This window comes from Caulobacter sp. GW821-FHT05F04 (assembly GCF_059419665.1).
This window is the reverse complement of the sequence record NZ_JBWKSF010000001.1, coordinates 329,670-352,142: the sequence shown is the minus strand read 5'-3', so window position 1 is coordinate 352,142 and position 22,473 is coordinate 329,670. Positions and strand designations below refer to the sequence as shown.

8 protein-coding genes and 1 pseudogene are annotated in these 22,473 nt (G+C 68.7%); 3 read left to right on the top strand and 6 right to left on the bottom strand.

The window, feature by feature from the left end:
• Positions 1–95 precede the first annotated feature (95 nt).
• From AC07R7_RS01750 to AC07R7_RS01740, 3 genes and pseudogenes are all read left to right on the top strand, one after another.
• On the top strand, positions 96–7,502 hold the full coding sequence (locus tag AC07R7_RS01750) for a beta strand repeat-containing protein (RefSeq protein WP_494633861.1): 7,407 nt from the start codon (positions 96–98) through the stop codon (positions 7,500–7,502).
• Positions 7,503–7,667: 165 nt separating this feature from the next.
• On the top strand, positions 7,668–9,686 hold the full coding sequence (locus tag AC07R7_RS01745) for an O-linked N-acetylglucosamine transferase, SPINDLY family protein (RefSeq protein WP_494633859.1): 2,019 nt from the start codon (positions 7,668–7,670) through the stop codon (positions 9,684–9,686).
• 20 nt (positions 9,687–9,706) lie between these two features.
• Positions 9,707–11,524, top strand: a pseudogene (locus tag AC07R7_RS01740) (FkbM family methyltransferase); the annotation flags it as partial.
• Between the two features lie 6 nt (positions 11,525–11,530).
• Here AC07R7_RS01740 and AC07R7_RS01735 read toward each other — a convergent pair.
• From AC07R7_RS01735 to AC07R7_RS01710, 6 genes are all read right to left on the bottom strand, one after another.
• Positions 11,531–12,298 (bottom strand): HTD2 family dehydratase, encoded by a 768-nt coding sequence (locus tag AC07R7_RS01735; protein WP_494633857.1) that lies wholly within the window; start codon positions 12,296–12,298, stop codon positions 11,531–11,533.
• Positions 12,298–13,461: an acyl-CoA dehydrogenase family protein gene (locus tag AC07R7_RS01730; RefSeq protein WP_494633855.1), complete on the bottom strand. Its 1,164-nt coding sequence runs from the start codon at positions 13,459–13,461 to the stop codon at positions 12,298–12,300. Before AC07R7_RS01730 ends, AC07R7_RS01735 begins: the two co-directional genes overlap by 1 nt.
• Positions 13,461–14,660: a 3-oxoadipyl-CoA thiolase gene (gene pcaF, locus AC07R7_RS01725; protein WP_494633853.1), complete on the bottom strand. Its 1,200-nt coding sequence runs from the start codon at positions 14,658–14,660 to the stop codon at positions 13,461–13,463. The genes AC07R7_RS01730 and pcaF overlap by 1 nt, the downstream gene beginning before the upstream one ends.
• A gap of 67 nt (positions 14,661–14,727) precedes the next feature.
• Complete coding sequence (locus AC07R7_RS01720; protein ID WP_494633851.1) at positions 14,728–16,149, bottom strand: efflux transporter outer membrane subunit; 1,422 nt, start codon at positions 16,147–16,149, stop codon at positions 14,728–14,730.
• Positions 16,146–19,337, bottom strand: a complete 3,192-nt coding sequence (locus tag AC07R7_RS01715) for an efflux RND transporter permease subunit (RefSeq protein WP_494633849.1) — start codon at positions 19,335–19,337, stop codon at positions 16,146–16,148. The genes AC07R7_RS01720 and AC07R7_RS01715 overlap by 4 nt, the downstream gene beginning before the upstream one ends.
• Positions 19,334–22,465 (bottom strand): multidrug efflux RND transporter permease subunit, encoded by a 3,132-nt coding sequence (locus AC07R7_RS01710; RefSeq protein WP_494633847.1) that lies wholly within the window; start codon positions 22,463–22,465, stop codon positions 19,334–19,336. Before AC07R7_RS01710 ends, AC07R7_RS01715 begins: the two co-directional genes overlap by 4 nt.
• Between the last annotated feature and the right edge of the window lie 8 nt (positions 22,466–22,473).

Below are 22,473 nucleotides of genomic sequence, written 5' to 3'. Positions count from 1 at the left end.
TAGTTGGGCTTGTTGCGGGACGCTTGATTTTGGGGGGCGTCTCCATGGTTTGCGTCCGGGCCCGCAGGTGCGTGTCCGCCAGCAAGGGTGGGTGAATGTCGATCTCGAGCCTTTCTGCAGCGCAGATCTCGAACCTCTCGATCACGGCGATCCAGGGGCTGTCCACGACAGACATCCAGTCGCTCAACGGGTCTCAGATCGCCGCGATCAGCGCGACAGGGATCGGCGCGCTCGCCGACACCCAGGTCGCCGCGCTCAGCACGACCCAAGTCAAGGCGCTCACCGCCACCCAGATCCCGAAGTTCGCGACTTCGGTGGTCTTCGACGTCACCCAGCTGACGCAGCTCTCGACCAACCAGGTTTCCGCGCTCACGTCGACCCAGCTCGCGGCCCTCGACGTGTCGCACATCGCCAGCCTCGGCTCGACCCAGATCGGCGCCCTGTCGGCGACCAACTTCTCGGGCCTGGTCGGCACCCAGATCGCCGCCCTGAGCCAGGACCAGATCAAGGGCGTCAGCGTCGTCCAGGCGAAGGCGCTAAGCGTCGCCGACGTCGGCGAGCTGGTCGGCACCCAGATCGCCGCCCTTGGCGTCGACCGCGTGGCCGCGCTGTCGACGACCAACGTGTCGGCGCTCGACGCCACCCAGATGGGGTCGCTGACCACCACCCAGATCAAGAGTCTGACGGCCGCGCAGGTCAAGGGGCTGACCACCACCGACATCGGCGAGATGTCGACGACGCAGGTCGGCGCTCTTTCGGCCGTGCAACTGGGCGCGCTGACCACGGGCGCGTTCTCGGCCCTGGCGGCCACGCAGATGGCCGTGCTGACGGCGACCCAGCTCAAGGGCGTCACCAACGACCAGATCAAGGCCCTGACGGTCACCGACGTCGGTGAGCTGTCCTCGACCCAGGTCGGCGGCCTCAGCGTCGCGCAGCTCGGCGCCCTGACCACGGGGCAGGCGGCGACGCTGTCGACGGACCAGATCGCCATCCTGGCCTCGACCCAGGTCGCGGCCCTGTCGGCTTCCGCGTTCTCGGCCTTGAACGCCACTCAGGTCGGCGGGCTGACCGAAAACCAGATCAAGGGCCTGACGGTCCAGCAGATGTCCGCCCTGAGCGTCAGCGACGTCGGCGAGCTGACCTCCACACAGGTCGGCTTCCTGAGCGCGACCCAGCTGGGCGCGCTGACCACCGGCGCGTTCTCGGCCCTGGACGCCACGCAGGTGGCGGCGTTGTCGACGAGCCAGATCAAGGGTCTGACGGCCAACCAACTGAAGGCCCTGACGACCACTGACATCGGCGAGCTGACGACGACCCAGATCGGCTCCCTGGCGACCAGCCAGTTGGCCGCCATCACCTCGACCAACATCTCGGCGCTGGCCGACACCCAGGTGGCGGCGCTGACGACGACCCAAATCAAGGGTCTGACGATCGACCAGATGAAGGGGTTGAGCGCCGCCGACGTGGGCGAACTGTCCACGACCCAGGTCGGGGCCCTGCTGCCGAACCAGCTGGGCTCGCTGACGGCGGCGGCCTTCTCGGCCCTGGCCGACACTCAGGTCGCCAGGCTGAACAACAGCCAGATCGCCGGCATCAGCGCGACCCAGATCCGCGGCATGACGGTCACCGACATCGGTGAGCTGTCCTCGACCCAGATCGGCGGCCTGACGACCGCCCAGGTGGGCGTGCTGGCCACCACCCAGGTGCAGTCGCTGACGACCACCCAGATCGGCGGGCTGACCTCGACGCAGCTGGGCGCGGTCAGCACGACCAACCTGACCCTGATGGACGCCACGCAGCTGGGCGCCCTGACGACGACGCAGCTCAAGGGCCTGACCGCCCAGCAGATGGGCTCTCTGACCGTCGCCAATGTCGGCAACCTGGTCGACACCCAGATCGGCGGGCTTTCGTCGACGCAGCTGGGCGCCATCTCGACGACAAGCTTTTCCTCGCTGAGCGCCACCCAGGTCTCGTTGATCAACGAGACCCAGATCAAGGGCCTGACCGCCAACCAGATCAAGGCGCTGACGACCACCGACATCGGCGAGCTGTCGACCACCCAGGTCCGTTCCCTGACGACCGCCCAGTTGGGCGCGATGTCCTCGACCAATCTTTCGGCGCTCGACGCCAACCAGATGGCGGCCCTGACCGAAACCCAGGTGAAGGGCCTGACAGCCGTTCAGCTGAAGAACCTGACGACCACCGACATCGGCGAGCTGACCACCACCCAGGTCAAGGCGCTGAGCGCCGACCAGATCAAGAACCTGAGCGCGGCCGCCGTCTCGGCGATGGTCGACACCCAGGTCGCGGTGCTGAGCAGCACGCAGGTGAGAGGTCTGTCCGCGGCCCAGCTGCAGGCCATGACGGCCAGCGACATCGCCGAACTGGCCGATACCCAGATCGGCGCCCTGGCGACCTCTCAGCTGTCGGCTCTGAACCTGACCAACGTGAAGAGCCTTTCGACGGCTCAGCTGAGCCAACTGACCGCCACGCAGGTCGGTTCGCTGTCGGCGACGAACTTCGCGGCTCTCGACGCCACGCAAGTCGGCTCGCTGACCGAGAGCCAGGTCAAAGGCCTGACCAGCGCTCAACTGGCCGCCTTGACGGCCTCCGACATCGGCGAGCTCGCCACGACCCAGATCAGCGCCCTGAGCGCGGCCCAGGTCGGCTCCCTGACGGCGACGGCATTCACCGCGCTGGACGCGAACCAGACGGCGGCCCTGACGACCACGCAGATGAAGGGGCTGACCTCTTCGCAGCTTAAGGCCCTATCGACGACCGACATCGGCGATCTGGCCGGCACCCAGATCGGCGCCCTGACGGCGACTCAGCTGGGCGCCATGACCTCGACGGGCTTCTCGGCCCTGAACGCCACCCAGATGGCCCAGATCTCGACGGGCCAGATCAAGGGCCTGACAGCCGATCAGCTGAAGAACCTGACCGTCACCGACATCGGCGAGCTGTCGACCACCCAGGTCTCGGCCCTGACGGCCGACCAGATCAAGAACCTCTCGGCGGCCAGCATCTCGGCCCTGGCCGACACCCAGATCGCCGTCCTGGTCAACACGCAGATCCAGGCGCTGAACACGACCCAGCTGAAGGGCCTGTCGGTCTCCGACATCGACGAGCTGTCGGCGACCCAGGTCGGCGCGTTGTCCGCGGCCCAGCTGACCGCTCTGGTCTCGACCCAGGTTCAGGAGCTTTCGACCACGCAACTGGGCGCCCTCACCGGCACGCAGGTGGGCGCGATCACGGCGACCAACTTCAGCCTGATGGACGCCACCCAGATGGGCGCCCTGACCTCGACCCAGCTGAAAGGCCTGACCACCGCCCAGGTGGCGGCGCTGACGACCACCAACGTGGCCGCCCTCGCCGACACGCAGATCCAGGCGCTGAGCGCGAGCCAACTGGGCGCCATGGCCGCGACCAGCTTCTCCGCCCTGAATTCGACCCAGGTCTCGCTGATCAACGCGACGCAGATCAAGGGCCTGACGACCGCGCAGGTGAAGGGTCTGTCGGTCACCGATATCGGCGAGCTGAACACGACCCAGCTGTCGGCCCTGTCGACGGCCCAGATCGGCGCGCTGTCGGCCGCCAACTTCTCGGCCCTGGTCGACACCCAGGTGGCGGCGCTGACGGCGACCCAGATGAAGGGCCTGACCGCCGCCCAGATCAGCGGTCTGTCCCTCACCGACGTGGGCGAACTGTCCGCGACCCAGATCGGCGCCCTGGGCGCTGACCAGATCAAGAACCTCGCGCCCGCCAATCTCTCGGCCCTGGACGCGACGCAGACCGCGGCTCTGACGACGAGCCAGATGAAGGGGCTGACCAACACCCAGATCGCCAGCCTGACCGTCACCGACATCGGCGAGCTGAACCAGACCCAGATCGGCGCGCTGTCGAGCGGCCAGATCTCGGCGCTGAACGTCGCGGACCTGTCCACCACCCAGATCTCGGGCCTCAGCGCCTCGGTGATCGGCGCGCTGGGCGCGACCAAGTTCGCCGCCTGGGACGCCACCCAGGTCAGCGCGCTGAACGACACCCAGATCAGGGGGCTCACCGCCTCGCAGCTGGGCGCGCTGAACGCCACCGACATCGCCGAGTTCTCGACGACCCAGGTCAAGGCCCTGACGCCGACCCAGTTGGGGGCGATTTCGGCGACGGGCTTCTCGGCCCTTGACGCCACCCAGGTCGGTGCGCTGACCACGACGCAGATCAAGGGCGTCTCGGCCAACCAGCTGAAGGCGCTGACGGTCACGGACGTCGGTGAACTGTCGACCACCCAGGTCGGCGCGCTCTCGCCGGCGCAGGTCGGCGCGCTGACGGCCACGGGCTTCTCGGCCCTGGACGCCAATCAGGTCGCCGCCCTGACGACGACCCAGATCAAGGGTCTGACCGCTGACCAGCTGAAGAACCTGACCGTCACCGACGTCGGCGAGCTGCTGACGACCCAGATCCAGGCCCTGACGGCCGACCAGGTCAAAAACCTCTCGGCGGCCAGCATCTCGGCCCTGGCCGACACCCAGGTCGCGGTTCTGGCCAACACCCAGATCCAGGCGCTGAACGCCACCCAGCTGAAGGGCCTGTCGGTCACCGACATCGACGAGCTGTCGGCGAACCAGATCGGCGCGCTTTCGGCCCTGCAGATCGGCGCCCTGGCCGGCACCCAGGTGCAGGAGCTGTCGACGACCCAACTGGCCGGCCTGACCGCCAGCCAGGTGGGCGCGCTCAGCAACACCGCCTTCCTGGCCCTGGACGGGACCCAGGTGCAGAGCTTGACCGCCACCCAGATCAAGGGCCTGACGGCCACCCAGCTGAAGGCGCTGGACGGCTTCAACACCTCCGAGTTCTCGACCTCGGTGGCCAAGCTGTCCGCCAGCCAGCTGGGGGCGCTGACTACCACCGCCCTGAACGCCCTGGATCCGACCCAGATCGACGCCTTGACGACCACCCAAATGGCGGGTCTGACCGGCACGCAGGCGAACGGTCTGTCGGGCTCCTTCCTGCTGTATATCGACGAGACCCAGGCGGCCTCCATATCGACCAGCCTGCTGTCGGCGCTGTCGACGACCATGCTGGACAACCTGGACAGGACCAAGGCCCAGGCCTTGACGGCGACCCAGCTTAAGGCGCTGACCGTCGCTCAGATTGGCGGCTCCGCCGGCAATATGCTGCACGAGCTGACCGGCACGCAGCTGAGCAGTCTGACGACGGCGCAGATCGGCGCGCTCAATGCGACCAATATCAGCGCGCTCGACGCAACGGCGGTGAAGTCGCTGACCACCAGCCAGATCGGCGCGATCAAGAAGGAAGCCATCAGCAACTTCGCCAACTCCTTCTATGACGACCTGCAAGCCAGTCAGATCCCGGGCCTCACGGCGATCCAGATCGGCGCGCTGCCGCAGGGCATCCTGGGCGCCTTCGGCGACACCAATGTCGCCGCGCTGTCGTCCACCCAGATCGGCGCGCTGTCGACGACCAACCTGAGGTCGCTGTACCAGACCCAGACCGCCGCCCTGACCACCACTCAGGTCAAGGGCCTGACGGCGACCCAGATCAGCGGCATGGGCTATGACGCGTTGGATCTGAGCGAGACGGCCATTGGCGCGCTCAGCCCGACCCAGCTCGGCGGCTTCGAGGCCACGTCCTTTAACAACCTGAGCGAGACCAAGTTCGCGGCGATCACCTCGACCCAGGTCAAGGGCCTGACCGCTACCCAGATCAAGGGTTTCGCTCAGGGCGGTGCGCTTGACCGTCTGGCCGACACCCAGATCCAGGGGCTGTCTGCCCTGCAGGTCGGCGCGTTCAGCACCACGGGCTTCTCGCTGCTGAACCAGACCCAGGTCGCGGCGCTGAACGCCACCCAGGTCAAGGGCATCGCGGCCAGCCAGCTGCAGAGCCTGACGGTCACGGACATCGGCGAGTTCTCGACCACCCAGATCCGCGCCCTGACCGCGGATCAGATGAAGCAGCTCTCGGCGACCAACATCTCGGCCCTTGCCGACACCCAGGTCGCGGTTCTGGCCAACACCCAGCTCCAGGCGCTGAACGCCACCCAGCTGAAGGGCCTGTCGGTCACCGACATCGACGAGCTGTCGGCCACCCAGATCGGCCAGCTCGCGCCGGCCCAGATCACCGCCCTGGTCCCGAGCCAGTTGCAGGAACTGTCAACCACCCAGGTTGGCGGCCTCACGGCCACCCAGCTGGGCGCGATCTCGTCCACCAACGTCGCGCTGATGCGCGACACCCAACTGGCCGCGCTGACGACGACGCAGATCAAGGGCCTGACGACGCAACAGATGGGCGGCCTGAGCACGGCCAACATCGCCGCCCTGGCCGATACGCAGGTGCAGGCCCTCAGCTCGACCCAGCTGGGCGGCATGACGCCGACCGGCTTCTCGAACCTGAGCGCCACCCAGGTGGGCGTGCTGACCTCGGTGCAGCTGAAGGGTCTGACGACGGCTCAGGTCAAGGGGCTGACGGTCACTGACGTCGCCGAGTTCGACGAGACCCAGATCGGCGCGCTGTCGGCGGCCCAGATCGGCGCCCTGAGCGCGACCGCCTTCTCGGCCCTGGTCGACACCCAGGTGGCCGCGCTGACGACGACCCAGATCAAGGGCCTGACGGCCGACCAGCTGAAGGGCCTGAACACCACCGACATCGGCGAGCTGACGACCACCCAGGTCGCCAGCCTGGCCCCGACCCAACTGGCGCAGATCTCGGCGACCAACCTCTCGGCTCTCGACGCCAACCAGACCGCCGCGCTGACGACGGCGCAGGTCAAGGGCCTGACCCTCGACCAGGTGAAGGGTCTGTCGACCACCGACATCGGCGAGCTGGCCGACACCCAGGTCGCCGCCCTGACCGCGCCCCAGGTGGGAGCCCTGAGCGCGGCCCAGACCGGCACTTTGTCGGCCGCCCAGATCGCCCTGATGGCCGCCACCCAGGTCGGCGCCCTGTCGACCACGGCCTTCTCGGCCTTGGCTGGCACGCAGGTCGCCGCGCTGACCAGCACCCAGGTGAAGGGCATCGTGCCCAGCCAGCTGGCGGCCCTGAGTCCGGCTGATGTCGGTCAGTTCATCGACACCCAGATCGCGGCGTTGAGCATCCTGCAACTGGCGGCGATGTCGGCGACCAACATCTCGGCCCTGGACGCTACCCAGACCGCCGCCCTGACGACGACCCAGGTGAAGGGGCTGACGGCTTCGCAACTCAAGGGCCTGTCGGTGACCGACGTGGGCGACCTGGCGGCCTCGCAGCTGTCGGCCCTGACGAGCACCCAGCTCGGCGCCTTGGGCACGACAGTGATCGACGCGATGAGCACGACCCAGATCGGCCAGTTGCAAGCCACGCAGATCTCCGGCCTGACCGCCACCCAGCTGGACTATCTGTCGACGACCAACATCGCGGCGCTGACCTCGACCCAGGCCAACGCCCTGACGCCCGCCCAGGTGCAAAGCCTGAACGACGCCCAGATCGCGGCCTACCTGACCGTGAGCTGATCCCGGCCGCCGTCCACGCCTCCCGAGGCGCGGACGGCGGACCGCTTGCGATCCTTGCTCTCGGGCATTGGTCGAGTTTCAAACCCCATGCCATGATCACGCAGCGCTGACTCGCGCGCCGCTTTCGCGCGCGCCTGTCCGCCGCCCATCGGTTTCAGGAAGACAATGGCCGACATCGATACGCTGAACCTGCTCAGCACGCTGACCGCCGAGGGATGTTCGCTCGGCGACCTGATCACCCTTGCCTCGAAACTTGGCGCGGAGGGCCAGCCGGCCCTCGCCGACCAGGCCTACAAGGTCTGGATCAAGTTCAACGCCGAGCACCCGCAACTGTCGGTGGCGTTGTTCAACCGCGCGGTCCTGCAGGCGGCTCTGGGCGACAACCCCGGCGCGGCGGCCTCGCTGGAGCAGGCGATCAAGCTCAATCCCGACTTTCTGCCGGCCTATGTGAACCTGGGCGGCATCCAGGAACGGGCTGGGCTGGGTGAGCTGGCCGTCGCCACCTGGGAGGCGGGCGCTAACCGCCAGGTCGTGATCAGCGGCGTGGGCGCCGGCTACGCCTTTACCTGCCTCAAGCAGATCGCCCGCCTGCTGGGCGACATGCACCAGTCGGCCCGCGCCGAACTGGCCCTGCAGCGCGCCGCCGAGCTGGACCCCTCGGCCATGGACGTGATCGGCCAGCTGGTCGCCACGCGCCTGTCGCTGTGCAAGTGGCCGGCCCTGCAGCCGACCGAGCGCGTCCCGCGCGAGACCTTGCTGGAAGGCGTCAATCCGCTGTCGGTCGCCGCCTATACCGATGACCCGTTGCTGCTGCTGGCCGCGGGCAACCACTTCGTCGAGCGCGAGGCCAAGGTCACGCCCGAACAGATCCGCGTCGACCGCCGCGACGCCCCGATCGACATCGCCGGTCGCCGTCCGCGCATCGGCTACATTTCCTCCGACCTGCGCGACCACGCCGTCGGCTACCTGATGGCCGAGCTGTTCGAGGTTCACGACAAGTCAAAGGTCGAGGTCTTCGCCTACTACTGCGGTCCGGAGTCCAGCGATGGCCTGAACACCCGCATCCGCGCGGCGGCGGAGCACTTCACCGACATCCGCCCGATGTCGGACGACGAGGCCGCCCAACGCATCGTCGACGACGGCATCGACATCCTGGTCGACGTCAACGGCCACACCCGCGACGCCCGCACCTCGGTCTTCGCCCGCCGTCCGGCCCCGATCATCGTCAACTGGCTGGGTTATCCGGGGACGATGGGCAGCGACTACCACCACTACATTATCGCCGACCCGTGGATCATCCCGCCGGAGATGGAGCTCTACTACTCCGAGGCCGTGCGCCGGATCCCCTGCTATCAGCCCAATGACCGCCGCCGGAAGGTGGAGGAGACCGTCCCGACCCGCGCCGAGGCCGGCCTGCCCGAGGACGCCTTCGTGTTCTGCTGCTTCAACGGCACGCAGAAGATCACGCCGCACGTCTTCGATCGCTGGATGGAGATCCTCAAGCGCACGCCCGGCAGCGTGCTGTGGCTGCTAGACAGCAACCCCGAGACCAACGCCCGCCTGCGCGACGCGGCCGAGGCGCGGGGCGTGGATCGCACCCGCCTGGTCTTCGCCCAGAAGCTGCAGAACGCCTTCCACCTGGCCCGCTACCGCCTCGCGGACCTTTTCCTGGACACCACGCCCTACGGCGCCCACACAACGGCCTCGGACGCGCTGTGGATGGCCGTGCCGGTCCTGACCTGGTCGGGCCGCTGTTTCGCCTCGCGGGTCTGCGGCAGCCTGGTGCGTAGCGCCGGCCTGCCCGAACTGGTCGTCGACAGCGCGGAGGCCTATGTCGAGAAGGCCGTCGAGCTCGGCGCCGACCGCGCCCAGGCCCAGGCTCTGCGCGACACGCTGGAGGCCAACCGCGACAGCTGCGTGCTGTTCGACATGGACCTGCTGGCCGGCAAGCTGGAAGCGCTTTACGGCGAGATGATCGCCGAGCATCAGGCCGGCCAAAGGCCGCGCCCGAACCTGACCAATCTCGACACCTACTTCCGCATCGGCCTGTCGCTGGACCGCGACGACCGCGAGATGCAGACCGAGCCCGACCTGCACGCCCTTTACCGCCACGAGTTGGCGCGGCGCGACCAGGTCAAGACCATCCCCGCCGATGGCCGGCTCTGGGAAGGTGGCGCTTCGTGAGCCAAGTCCCGCCGGGCGATCTGTTCAAGCGTCGCGCGACGCGGCCTTCGCAGTTCGGCCAACTGGCGAGCTTGGGCGACCTGTCCGGGCTGGTGGCTCAGCTCCGGCTGTCCAAGGCCGAGGACCCGAACTTCCGAATCCTGCTGGTCGGCGACGGTCCGCCCGGTTGGCCGGAAGATCTGCGCGACGCCGCGCTGGGCGGGGTGGGCGCCGATTTTCCCGGCGACCTTTCCGATCCCGAGACCTACCGCGCCGTGCTGGCCCATGTGGCGCGCGAGGGCCGCTTCGACTGCGTGCTGGCCACGCATGTGGTCCAGACCCTGGCCCGGCCGTCCGTGTTGCTTGAGCGCCTGCCGCTGATCGCCGAGGCCGGCTGGATCACCACGCCGTCACGCTATCTGGAGGCCCTCAAGCCCGAGGGCGCCTATCGTGGCTTCGCCCATCACCGCTGGGCCGCCGACCACCTGGACGGCGCCCTGGTGCTGGCCCCCAAGACCCCGCTACTCGAGCACCTGACCTTTCCGGGCGAGGCTGTGTGGGCGCAGGCCCCGCAGCGTTTCGAGCTGCAGGTCGGCTGGCGCGGCGGCCTGAACTTCGCGGTGATGCTGGGCGAGGGAACCCTGCCGGTCGGCGCCCAGGCCCTGGCCCTGCTGGGCCGCTTCTTCGAGGGCGTGCCGGCCGAGGCGCCGCCCGCCGCCGCGCCGTCGGCGGAATCGGCGCTAGACGTCGCCGCCGAGCTGAGCAAGGCCATCGCCACCGCGCGCGATACGCAGGCGGGCCTGCATCCGCTGGGCCGGATGAAGTTCTACCACGACGCCGTCAGCCTGATCCTCTGCGAGCCCCTGACCCGCGAGCGTCTCGAACTGTTCGAACTGCTGCTGGCCGAGGCCGCGGCCATGGGCATGGAGTCGCCCGGCCCGGAGTGGGGCGACTGGGTCAATCACTACCGCGCGGTGATGGAGGCCCTGACCGGAGCGGATCTCGATGGGCCGACCCCGCCCGCGCCGGACGACGGCCCCCAGACCTTCCTGACCGGCGATGGCAGGACCTTGGACGGCGAGGGGCTGAAGGCCCACGCCGACGCCCTCGGGGCCGAGGTGGTGTTCTTCGCCGCTGGCGACCCCCGCTATGTCGAGCTGTACGGCCGCTGGCTGGCGCTGTCGGTGCTCAAACACAGCGACACGCCGTTCCTGGTGTTGATCCATGTGATCGGCGGCGCGGGGAAACTGGCCGAGGCCGCCGCGACGGTGCGGATCGACGACCCGCGCGTGGTTTTCGTCGGCGACGACTTCGACGCTTCGGCGGTGACCACCCAGTGCTTCGAGGCGCCGCCGAAGGGGCTGATCGAGATCCCGGTCGCCCACTACCAGTCGGTGCGGTTCCAGCGCCTGGGCGGGTTGCTGGACCTGCTGCAACGGCCCGTCTTCGTGTCGGACATCGACCTGCTGCTGCAGCGCGGCGTCGCCGACCTGCTGGAGCAGTGGACCGACGCCGATCTGGTGCTGAACCTGAACGACAAGAATTTCCAGGCCGGTTCGCGGATCACCGCCAACTTGGTGCTGGCCCGACCGACTCCGGAGACGTCGATCCTGCTGCGCTGGCTGCGGGCCTATCTGGATGAGCGGCTGTCGCGCGCCACCGTCACCCGCTGGATCGACCAGGTCGCCCTGAACCTGGCCCGCCGTCACCTGGAGCTGCACGCTCCGGGGGCGAAGGTGGGAACCTTCGACACCCAGAGCGACATCAACAACGTGATGTTCAAGGAATATGTCGAGGGCCACCCGTTCCGGTTCCTGTCCCTCTACCACGGGTTCGATACGTCGACCCTGGAGGAGTAGGGCGGCCTAGAAGGTGGCCTTGGCCTTCATCACGACCGCTCCGCCGACCTCCGCCCACAGCGCCGCGCCGTCGTCGGTGAGATGTCCTCTGGCCGCGATGGTCTCACCAGCAAACGCCGGCTGCAGCGCCCGGAACGAAAAGCGCGTCAGCGGCCGGGCGGGCATGGCCTCGAGCAGCAGCAGGGCGATCAGCGGACCGTGGACGACGAGGCCCGGATAGCCTTCGACCTCGGTCGCGTAGGGCAGGTCGTAGTGGATGCGATGACTGTTCGAGGTCGCCGCCGAAAAGGCGAACAGCAGCACCGGATCGGTCGGCGTGTCGCGGCTCCACTCAGCCTGAGGAAGCTCGGCGTCGGGCGTGCGCGGCGCGGGCGGGGCGGCGGTGTAGACGATCGTCTGGCGCTCGGTGACGCGGACCTCGCCGGCCTGGCTGAACGTCCGGTCGACCGTGACGAAGGTCAGCGGCCCGCTAGCGCCGGGCTTTTCCTCGATCTTGGAGATGGTCTCGACGAGCTCGGTTTCGAGATCGGGCAGGAGGGGACCAGCGAAGGTCATGTCCGCCGCCGCGAACATCCGCCGAGGCGCTTCGATGGTCGGCAGGAACAGGCCGCGCCTTTGATGGCCGTCGGGGCCGAGATCGGCGCGCGGGATCGGTTCGGCCAGGCATCCCCAGTGCCAGGCGGGCGGGACCGCGGCCGGCGTCGGCCGGTCCAGCACCGCCGCCAGGCGCGCCAGGTCCGAAGCCGCCAGGATCGCCGTCCGCCGCCTTTGCATCAGTACGAGCGGGGCAGGCCGAGCACGTGCTCGGCGACATAGGCCAGGATCAGGTTCGTCGAGATCGGCGCCACCTGGTAGAGCCGCGTCTCGCGGAACTTGCGCTCGATGTCGTACTCCTCTGCGAAGCCGAAGCCGCCGTGGGTCTGCAGGCACATGTCGGCCGCCGCCCACGAGGCCTCCGAGGCCAGCATCTTGCCGATATTGGCCTGCTCGCCGCAGGGCAGCCCGGCGTCGTAGCGAGAGGCCGCGTCATAGATCGTCAGCCGCGCGGCGTGGGCCTGGGCGTAGGCGCGGGCGATCGGGAACTGAACGCCCTGGTTCTGGCCGATCGGGCGGCCGAACACGACGCGACTGTTGGCGTAGTCCCGCGCCTTGCCGATCAGCCAGGCGGCGTCGCCCAGGCACTCGGCGCCGATCAGGATCCGCTCGGCGTTCATGCCGTCCAGGATGTAGCGGAAGCCCTTGCCTTCCTCGCCAATCAGGCTGTCGGCGGGGATCACCATGTCGTCAAAGAAGAGTTCGGTCGTGGCGTGGTTCAGCATGGTGGCGATCGGGCTGATCGAGAGGCCGTTTCCCTTGGCTGCTCGCATGTCGACCAGGAACACCGACAGGCCATCCGCCTTGCGGGCGACTTGATCCTTGGGCGTGGTGCGGGCCAGCAGGACCATCAGGTCGGAGTGCTCGGCCCGGCTGGTCCAGACCTTCTGGCCGTTGACCACATAGGTCTCGCCCTCGCGGCGGGCGAAGGTCGAGATCGAGGTGGTGTCCGTTCCGGCCGTGGGCTCGGTGACCCCGAACGCCTGCAGGCGGATCGAGCCGTCGGCGATCCTCGGCAGCCAGGTCTCCTTCTGCTCAGGTGAGCCATGCCGCAACACCGTGCCCATCGTGTACATCTGGGCGTGCACGGCGGCCGCGTTGCCGCCACTGGCGTGGACCTCCTCCAGGATCGCAGCGGCCGCTGTCAGGCCCAGGCCGCCGCCGCCATACGCCTCGGGGATCAGCACGCCCAGTAGTCCGGCCTGGGTCATGGCGGCCACGAACTCGGTCGGATAGGCCTTCTCGCGATCCAGGGCGCGCCAGTAGGGCGGCGGGAAGTCGCGGCAGAGGGCGCGCACCGTCTGGCGCAGGGCCTCGATCAACTCCGGATCCGCCAGCGACACTAGACGCGCTCGAACGACAGCGCCGCGCCCTGGCCGACGCCGATGCAGAGGGTGGCGAGGCCGCGCTTGCCGCCGGTCGCCTCCAATTGGCGAAGGGCGGTCAGCACCAGCCGCGCGCCGGAGGCGCCGAGCGGGTGGCCCAGGGCGATGGCGCCGCCGTTCGGGTTCACATGCGCGCCATCATCGGGCAGGCCCAGCTGACGCAGCACCGCCAGCCCCTGGGCGGTGAAGGCCTCGTTCAGCTCAACGGTGTCGAAGTCGCCGATCGACAGACCGGTCCTGGCGAGCAGCTTCTGAACGGCGGGGACCGGGCCGATACCCATGACGCGCGGCGCGACGCCGGCGGCGGCGTAGCCGGTGATCCGGGCGCGCGGCGTCAGGCCGTGGCGCTTGACGGCGTCCTCGGAGGCGACGATCAGCGCCACCGCGCCGTCATTGACGCCCGAGGCGTTGCCGGCGGTCACGGCGCCACCCTCGCGGACGACGGGCTTCAGCTTGGCCAGAGCCTCGATCGTGGTCTCGCGCGGATGCTCGTCGCGCTCGACGAGGGTCGGGCCGGCCTTGCCGGGGATCTCGACGGGGGTGATCTCGCCGGCCAGGAAGCCGCTGGCCTGGGCCGCGGCGGCCCGCTGCTGGCTGCGCAGGGCGAAGGCGTCCTGATCCTCGCGGTTCACACCGTAATCGGCGGCGACGTTCTCGGCCGTCTCGGGCATGGAGTCGACGCCATAGGCCTTGCGCATGGCCGGATTGACGAAGCGCCAGCCGATCGTGGTGTCGAAGATCTCGGCGTTGCGCGAGAAGGCGCTGTCGGCCTTGCCCATCACGAACGGCGCGCGGCTCATGCTCTCGACGCCGCCGGCGATCAGCAGGTCGTTATGGCCCGACAGGATGGCGCGGGCGGCGTAGCCGACGGCTTCCAAGCCGGAAGCGCACAGACGGTTGACGGTCACGCCCGGCACGCTGACCGGATAGCCGGCCAGCAGCAAGGCCATGCGAGCGACGTTGCGGTTGTCCTCGCCGGCCTGGTTGGCGCAGCCCAGCACCACCTCATCGAGGGCTTCCAGGTCGAGGCCGGCGTTGCGCGCGGCCAGGGCCTTCAGCGGGATGGCCGCCAGGTCGTCGGCGCGAACCTTGGAGAGCGCGCCGCCGTAGCGACCGATAGGCGTGCGGAGGCCGTCACAGAGATAGGCGGTGGTCATGCGAAGGCTCCCGGATCGTCGCGCTCAAACAAGTGTTAGAGTCGCGAGAGGCGAGCCTCAACAGTTTTCAGCGCCAGCCGCCGCCCAGGGCCTGGACCAGCGCCACCGCCGTCGTCTGGCGCGAGACCGCCGTCTGCAGCAGCGTCCGCCGCGCCGACAGGGCCGAGGCCTGGGCCGTGACCACGTCGGTATAGGCGACCTGGCCGGCCTTGTACTGGTTCAACAGCATCTGCTCGGTCTGGTCGGCGGCCTGGGAAGCCGTCAGCTGAAGGGCGTACTGCCGCTCCAGGGCGCGGGCCGCGGCCAGCTGGTTCTCGACGTCCTCGAAGGCCAGGAGAGCCGTCTGGCGGTAGTCGGCGGCGGTGGCGTCATAGGCCGCGCGCGACTGCTCGACGCGGGCCTTGCGGGCGCCGGCGTCGAACAGGGTCTGGGCGGCCGTCAGGCCCAGCGACCAGGTATTGGCCGAGGTGGTGAACAGGTCGCCCAGCACGCTGGAGGTCGAATTGCCGTTGGCCGACAGGCTGAAGGTCGGGAAGAAGGCGGCGCGGGCCACGCCGATGTCGGTATTGGCGGCGGCGACGCGGCGCTCGGCGGCCGCGACGTCGGGGCGACGCTCCAGCAGGGTCGACGGCACGCCGATCGGGATCTCCGGCACGACCGGCTTCCAGTCGCCGACGGCGGCGATGCGGAAGCCGCTGGCCGGTTCACCGACCAGCACGGCGATGGCGTTCTCGAAGGTCGCGCGATCCCGCACGAGGCCCTCCAGCGTCGACTGGGCGTTGGCCAGCTGGACCTGGGCCTGCAGTACGTCGGACTTGGGCGCGATGGCGGCGTTGTAGCGGTTGGTGGTGATCCGCAGGCTGCGCTGATAGCCCTCGACCGTGGCCTGGACCATGGCGATCTCGGCGTCGGCGCGGCGCAGGCCCAGATAGCTGGTCGCCAGTTCGCCTTGCGCGGAGAGCTTGGCGGCGGCGAGGTCGGCGGCGCTGGCTTCGGCGCTGAACTTGGCGCCGCTGAGGCTGGCGCGGATGCGGCCCCAGAGGTCCGGCTCCCAGCTGGCGCCGATGCCGACCTGATAGCGCTGGGTGTCGCCCGCGCGGGTCGCGCCGCCGACGGAGGTCGTGGTCTTGGTCCCACCGCCGCCCGACTTGGTGGCGGAGCTGGAGAGGTCGATCGACGGGAACAGGCTGGCGCGCTGCTCGCGGACCAGGGCGCGGGCCTGGCGATAGGCGGCCTCGGCGCGGGCGATGGTCTGGTTGTCCACCTTCACGCGCTCGGCCAGGACGTTGAGCCGCGGGTCGCCCAGCAGCGTCCACCAGTCGCCGCGATCCAGATGGTCGGACGGCGTGGCGGTCTTCCAGCCCTCCAGGGCCTTGAACTGAGCTGGCGGCGCAGACTTTAGCGCGGGCGTCTCGTAGGCCGGCGTCATCGAGCAGGCGCCAAGGGCGAGGAGCGAGGCGGCGCCGATCAGGCGCGAAAGACGGATCATCTGGCGGGTTCCGGCGCGGTCGGGTGGTGGGTCAGATGCCGCTCGTCCTTGCGCGTCTTCCCGCGCAGGCGATCGAGATAGACATAGACCACGGGTGTGGTGATCAGGGTCAGCAGCTGGCTGGCGATCAAGCCGCCGATGATGGCCACGCCCAGCGGACGACGCAGCTCGGCGCCTTCGCCAAAGCCGATGGCTAGGGGAAGCGCGCCGAGGGCCGCGGCCAGGGTGGTCATCAGGATCGGGCGGAAGCGCAACAGGCTGGCCTCGCGCACGGCTTCCTGGGCGGACAGGCCCCGACTGCGCTGGGCGTCCAGGGCGAAGTCGATGATCAGGATGGCGTTCTTCTTGACGATGCCCAGCAGCAGGAACACGCCGATCAGCGCGATGATCGAGAACTCCATCTTGAAGATCAGCAGGGCGACCACCGCGCCGACGCCGGCGGCGGGCAGGGTGGACAGCACCGTGATCGGGTGGACGTAGCTCTCGTAGAGGATCCCCAGCACGATGTAGATCGCCACGATGGCGGCCAGGATCAGCAGCGGCTGCTGCTTCATCTGGTCGTTGGCCTGGCGGGCCTGGCCCTGGAAGCTGCCGCGCACGCTGGTCGGCATGCCGATCTCGGCCTCGGCCTGGGCGACGGCGACCTGGGCGTCGCTCAGCGACTTGCCGTCCGCCAGGTTGAACGAGACCGTGGTGGCCAGCTCGCCGTTCTGGTGATTGACCGAGGTCGGGGTGGCGTTCTGGCTGACGCTGGCGATGGCCGACAGCGGCGTCATGGCCGTGGCGGCGGTATTCAGGGCCGAACCGGTCGACTGGTCGCGCAGGGCGGGATTGACGCTGGGACCGGTGGCCTTCGCCGTTCCGGATGGCCGCGTTGGCACGTGGACGTCGTTCAGCGCCTCGGGTCCCTGGGCGAACTTCTGCTGCCACTCGAGGATCACGGCGTACTGGTTGACGTCCTCGTAGATGGTCGCGACCTGGCGCTGGCCGAAGGCGTTGTAGAGTGCGTTGTCCACGGCGCGCGGGGTGACGCCCATCCGGGCGGCGCTGTCGCGGTCGACGGTGACCAGGGTCTCGACGCCGTTCTCCTGCTGGTCGGAATCGACGTCGGTCAGCACGTCGTCGTGCGCTTTCATCGCCTCGGCCAGCTTGGCGGCCCACTCCTTGAGGGGGGCGCTGCTGTCGCTGGTCAGGGTGTACTGGTAGGTCGAGTTGCTCTGCCGGCCGCCCATGCGCAGGTCCTGCACCGGATTCAGGAACACGCTGATGCCGGTCACGCGCTGCAGCTGCGGACGCAGGCGGGCGATGACGGCCGAGCCCTTCTCCTTGCGCTCGCCGATCGGCTTGAGGTTCACGAACATGAAGCCGCCGCCCGCGCGGCCGCCGCCTGTGAAGCCGACCACGGTGTCGACGGCGGGATCCTTGTGGATGATGCCGACCACCTGGCGCAGCTTCTTCTGCATGGCCTGGGACGAGACAGACTGGTCGGCGCGCATGCCGGCCATCAACTGACCGCTGTCCTGCTGCGGGAAGAAGCCCTTGGGCACGGCGATATAGAGCCAGGCGGTCATGGCGATCACCGCGACCAGCAGGGCGATGACCAGCGGCTTGGCGTGTAGCGCCCAGTCCAGGCTGTGCTCGTAGGTCTTGTGGACGCGGTTGAACGCCGCCTCGAAGAAGCGCGACAGGCGGCCTGCCTTGTCCTTCTTCTCGGGGCGCAGCAGGTAGGCGCACATCATCGGCGTGGTGGTCAGGCTGATGACCAGCGAGATCAGCACCGCCGCCGACAGAGTGACCGCGAACTCACGGAACAGGCGCCCGACCTGGCCGCCCATGAACAGCAGCGGGATGAAGACGGCGACCAGCGAGATGCTGATCGACAGCACCGTGAAGCCTACTTCGCGCGCGCCCAGCAGGGCCGCCGCGAAGCGGTCCATGCCCTTCTCGATGTGGCGGGCGGTGTTCTCCAGCACGACGATGGCGTCGTCGACCACGAACCCAGTGGCGACGGTGATCGCCATCAGGCTGAGATTGTTGAGGGAAAAGCCCAGCAGGTACATGACCCCGAACGTGCCCAGCAGCGAGACGATGGTCGCCGCCGCCGGGATGAAGGTGGCGCGGGCGCTGCGCAGGAAGACGCTGACCACCACGATGACCAGGATGATCGAGATCAGCAGGGTGACCTCGATCTCGTGCAGCGAGGCGCGGATCGAGTTGGTGCGGTCGCTGGCGACGTCGACGGTGATGTCGCTGGGCAGCTGGGCGCGAAGCTCGGGCAGGACGGCGCGGACGCTGTCGACCGTCTCGATGATATTGGCGCCCGGCTGGGCGGTGATCAGGACGATGATCGACGGCTTGCCGTTGAACAGGCCCAGGGTGCGGGTGTCGGCGACGCTGTCGGTGACTTGCGCGACGTCCGACAGGCGGATCGGCGCGCCGTTACGCCAGGCCACCACGAGGCCGGCATAGTCGGCGGCCTTGCGACCCGCACCGGTCGTATAGATCTGGTAGCGCTGGCCGTTGCCCTCCAGCGCGCCCTTGGGACGGTTGGCGTTCGCCGACTGGATCGCCGCGCGGACGTCCTCCATGGCGACGCCGTACTGGTTCAGCAGGAACGGGTTGGCCGAGATGCGGACGGCCGGCAGTGAGCCGCCGCCGATCTCGACGTCGCCGACGCCGCTGACCTGGGCCAGGCGCTGGGCCACGACGTTGGAGACCGCGTCATAGATCTGGCCGGGCGTCTTGCTGTCCGAGGTCAGGGCCAGGATGATCACCGGCGAGTCGGACGGATTGGCCTTGCGATAGGTCGGGTTGCTGCGCAGCGTCGCGGGCAAGTCGGAGCGGGCGGCGTTGATCGCGGCCTGCACCTCGCGCGCTGCGCCGTCGATCTGGCGGTTGAGGTCGAACTGCAGGGTGATCCGCGTCGACCCCGTCGAGCTCTGCGAGGTCATCTCGTTGACGCCCGAGATCGTGCCCAACCGTCGCTCCAGCGGCGTGGCGACGCTGGACGCCATGGTCTGGGGACTGGCCCCCGACAGGTTGGCCGACACCGAGACCGTCGGGAAATCCACCTGCGGCAGGGGCGAGACCGGCAGCACGAAGAAGGCCGCGATACCCGCCATCGCCAGGCCGATGGTCAGCAGGATGGTGGCGACCGGCCGCCGGATGAAGGGGCCCGACAGGTTCACGACGGCGCCCCCGGGATCGGCTCGGGATCGATGCGATCGGGGTGCGGGCCGTCATCGCGGCGCTCGCGCTTGGCGGTCGGGGCCAGGCGGTCGAAGGCCAGATAGACGACCGGGGTCGTGAACATGGTCAAGAGCTGGCTCAGCAGCAGGCCGCCGAAGATGGCGATGCCCAGCGGGCGGCGCAGTTCGGCCCCTTCGCCGAAGCCCAGCATCAGCGGGATGGCCGCGAACAGGGCCGCCAGGGTGGTCATCAGGATCGGGCGGAAGCGCAGGATGGCCGCCTGGAAGATAGCGTCGCGCGGGCTCTTGCCTTCCTCGCGTTCGGCGTCGATGGCGAAGTCGATCATCATGATCGCGTTCTTCTTGACGATGCCGATCAGCAGGATGATGCCGATGATCCCGATCACGCCCAGGTCGTTGCCGGTGATCCACAGGGCCAGCAGCGCGCCGACGCCGGCCGACGGCAGGGTCGACAGGATGGTCATCGGGTGGACGTAGCTCTCATAGAGCACGCCCAGCACGATGTAGACGCAGACCACGGCCGCCAGGATCAGCCACAGCTGGTTGGACAGCGAGTTCTGATAGGCCCCTGCCGCGCCCAGGAAGGTGGTGGTCACCGAGACGGGCATGTCGATCGTCTTCATGGCCTTGCGGATCTCGTCGACCGCGTGGCCCAGCGAGACGCCGGGGGCGGTGTCGAAGCCGATCGTGGTGGCCGGAAACTGGGCGACGTGGGTGACCTGCAGCGGCGACTGCTGGGTCTTGATGGTCGAGAAGGCGGCCAGCGGAGTCGGCGCGCCGCCGCCGGTCTTCAGGTTCAGATTGCCCAGGGTGGTCGGGTCGACCAGGACGCCGGGCTTGGCCTCCAGGATCACGCGGTACTGGTTGGTCTCGGTGAAGATGGTCGAGACGATCCGCTGGCCAAAGGCGCTGTAGAGGGCGTCGTCGACATCCGAGGCGGTGATCGACAGGCGCGCGGCCGTGTCGCGATCGATGTCGACATAGGCGGCCTGGCCGGTGGCCGAGGCGTCGGAATAGACGTTGCGGACGGCCTTCACCTTCGCCAGTTCGGCGGTAAGCTTGCCGGCCCATTCCTTGATCGTGGCGGTGTCGGCGCCTTCCAGCGACAGGCGGTATTGGGTGGGGCCCGTCTCGGCGTCGATGGTCAGGTCCTGGGTGGGCTGGAGGTACAGCGTCACGCCGGGGACATTGGCCACGCGTTCGCGCAGCCGCTGCATGATCTTCTCCTGCGAGCCGGAGCGGTCGGCCTTCAGGTTGATCTGCATCTGGCCGGTGTGGAGCATGGCGTTGTTGGCGCCGTCGACGCCGATGAACGAGGCGACGTTCTCGACCGCCGGATCGTCCAGGATGGCCTCGGCCGCCTGCCGCTGCAGGGCCGCCATGCGGTCGTAGGAGACCGACTGGGCCATCTCGGTGCGGGCTTGCAGCTGGCCGGTGTCCTGGGTGGGGAACAGGCCTTTGGGGATGATCATGTAGAGCACGCCGGTCAGGACCAGCGTGCCGACGGCGACGACGAGCGTCGCGACCTGGCGCTGCAGAACCCAGGCCAGGGCGACCTCGTAGCGAGCCTCGACCTTGGCGAACAGGTCCTGGGTCTTCTTGCCGATCCCCTTGGCCTCCTGGCCCTCGTGCGGCTTCAGCCAGCGGGCCGACAGCATGGGGGTGAGGGTCAGTGAGACCACGGCCGAAATCAGGATGGTGATGGCCAGGCTGATGGCGAATTCGCGGAACAGGCGCCCGACCACGTCGCCCATGAACAGCAGCGGGATCAGCACGGCGATCAGCGAGATGGTCAGCGAGATGATCGTGAAGCCGATCTCCTTCGCGCCCTTCAGCGCCGCCTCCATGGGTTTTTCGCCCTTCTCGAGGTGACGGGTGATGTTCTCGATCATCACGATGGCGTCGTCGACGACGAAGCCGGTGGCGATGGTCAGGGCCATCAGGCTGAGGTTGTTCAGCGAGAAGCCCATCAGGTACATCACCCCGCACGAGCCGATCAGCGAGATCGGCACGGCCAGGCTGGCGATCACCGTGGCGCGCAGGCTGTGCAGGAAGAAGAAGATCACCAGCACCACCAGCCCCACGGCCAGCAGCAGCTCGATCTCGACATGGTGCACCGAGGCGCGGATGCCGGTGGTGCGGTCGGCAAGCACCTGGACGTCCAGGGTGGCGGGCAGGCCGGCCTGAAGCTCGGGCAGCTTGGCCTTGATGGCGTCGACGGTCTTGATGACGTTGGCGCCGGGCTGGCGCTGGACGTTGACGATGATCGCCGGGGTCTTGCCGGCCCAGGCGCCCAGGCGGGTGTTCTCGGCGCTCTCGACGACCTGGGCGATGTCCGACAGGCGGATCGGCGCGCCGTCCTTATAGGTGACGATCAGGTTCTTGTAGTCGTCGACGCTGAGTAGCTGGTCGTTGGCGTTGATCGTGTAGCTGCGGGTCGGGCCGTCGAAACTGCCCTTGGCGCTGTTGGCGTTGGCGGCGCTGATCGCGGTCCGCACGTCCGACAGGGTCAGGCCGTAGCTGGCCATGGCCTGGGTGTCGGCCTGGATGCGCATGGCCGGCCGCTGGCCGCCCGACAGCGACACGAGGCCGACGCCCGAGACCTGGCTGATCTTCTGGGCCAGGCGGGTGTTCACGAGGTTCTGCACCTCCGTCAGCGGCAGGGTGTCGGAGGTGATGGCCAGGGTCAGGACCGGCGCGTCGGCGGGGTTGACCTTGGCGTAGACCGGCGGCGCGGGCAGGTCGGCCGGCAGCAGCGAGCCGCTGGCGTTGATGGCGGCCTGCACCTCCTGCTCGGCGACGTCCAGCGTCTCGCCCAGATTGAACTGCAGGGTGATCACCGAGGCCCCGGCCGTGCTGACCGAGCTCATCCGGGCCAGGCCCGACATCTCGCCCAGCTGGCGCTCCAGCGGCGCGGTGACGGTCTGGCTCATCACCTCGGGGCTGGCCCCGGGATACAGGGTCTGGACCTGGATGGTGGGGTAGTCGACCTGGGGCAGGGCCGACAGCGGCAGCAGCCGAAAGCCGACCAGGCCGGCCAGGACGATGGCCGCCATGAACAGGGCCGTGGCGACCGGCCGCTGGATGAAGGGACGCGAGGGGTTCATCGCGGCTG

Excerpts from the sequence above, each read along its gene's own strand:
- AC07R7_RS01750 (WP_494633861.1), top strand. The coding sequence starts at position 96 with ATGTCGATCTCGAGCCTTTCTGCAGCGCAGATCTCGAACCTCTCGATC.
- AC07R7_RS01745 (WP_494633859.1), top strand. The coding sequence starts at position 7,668 with ATGGCCGACATCGATACGCTGAACCTGCTCAGCACGCTGACCGCCGAG.
- AC07R7_RS01735 (WP_494633857.1), bottom strand. The coding sequence starts at position 12,298 with ATGCAAAGGCGGCGGACGGCGATCCTGGCGGCTTCGGACCTGGCGCGC.
- pcaF (WP_494633853.1), bottom strand. The coding sequence starts at position 14,660 with ATGACCACCGCCTATCTCTGTGACGGCCTCCGCACGCCTATCGGTCGC.
- AC07R7_RS01720 (WP_494633851.1), bottom strand. The coding sequence starts at position 16,149 with ATGATCCGTCTTTCGCGCCTGATCGGCGCCGCCTCGCTCCTCGCCCTT.
- AC07R7_RS01710 (WP_494633847.1), bottom strand. The coding sequence starts at position 22,465 with ATGAACCCCTCGCGTCCCTTCATCCAGCGGCCGGTCGCCACGGCCCTG.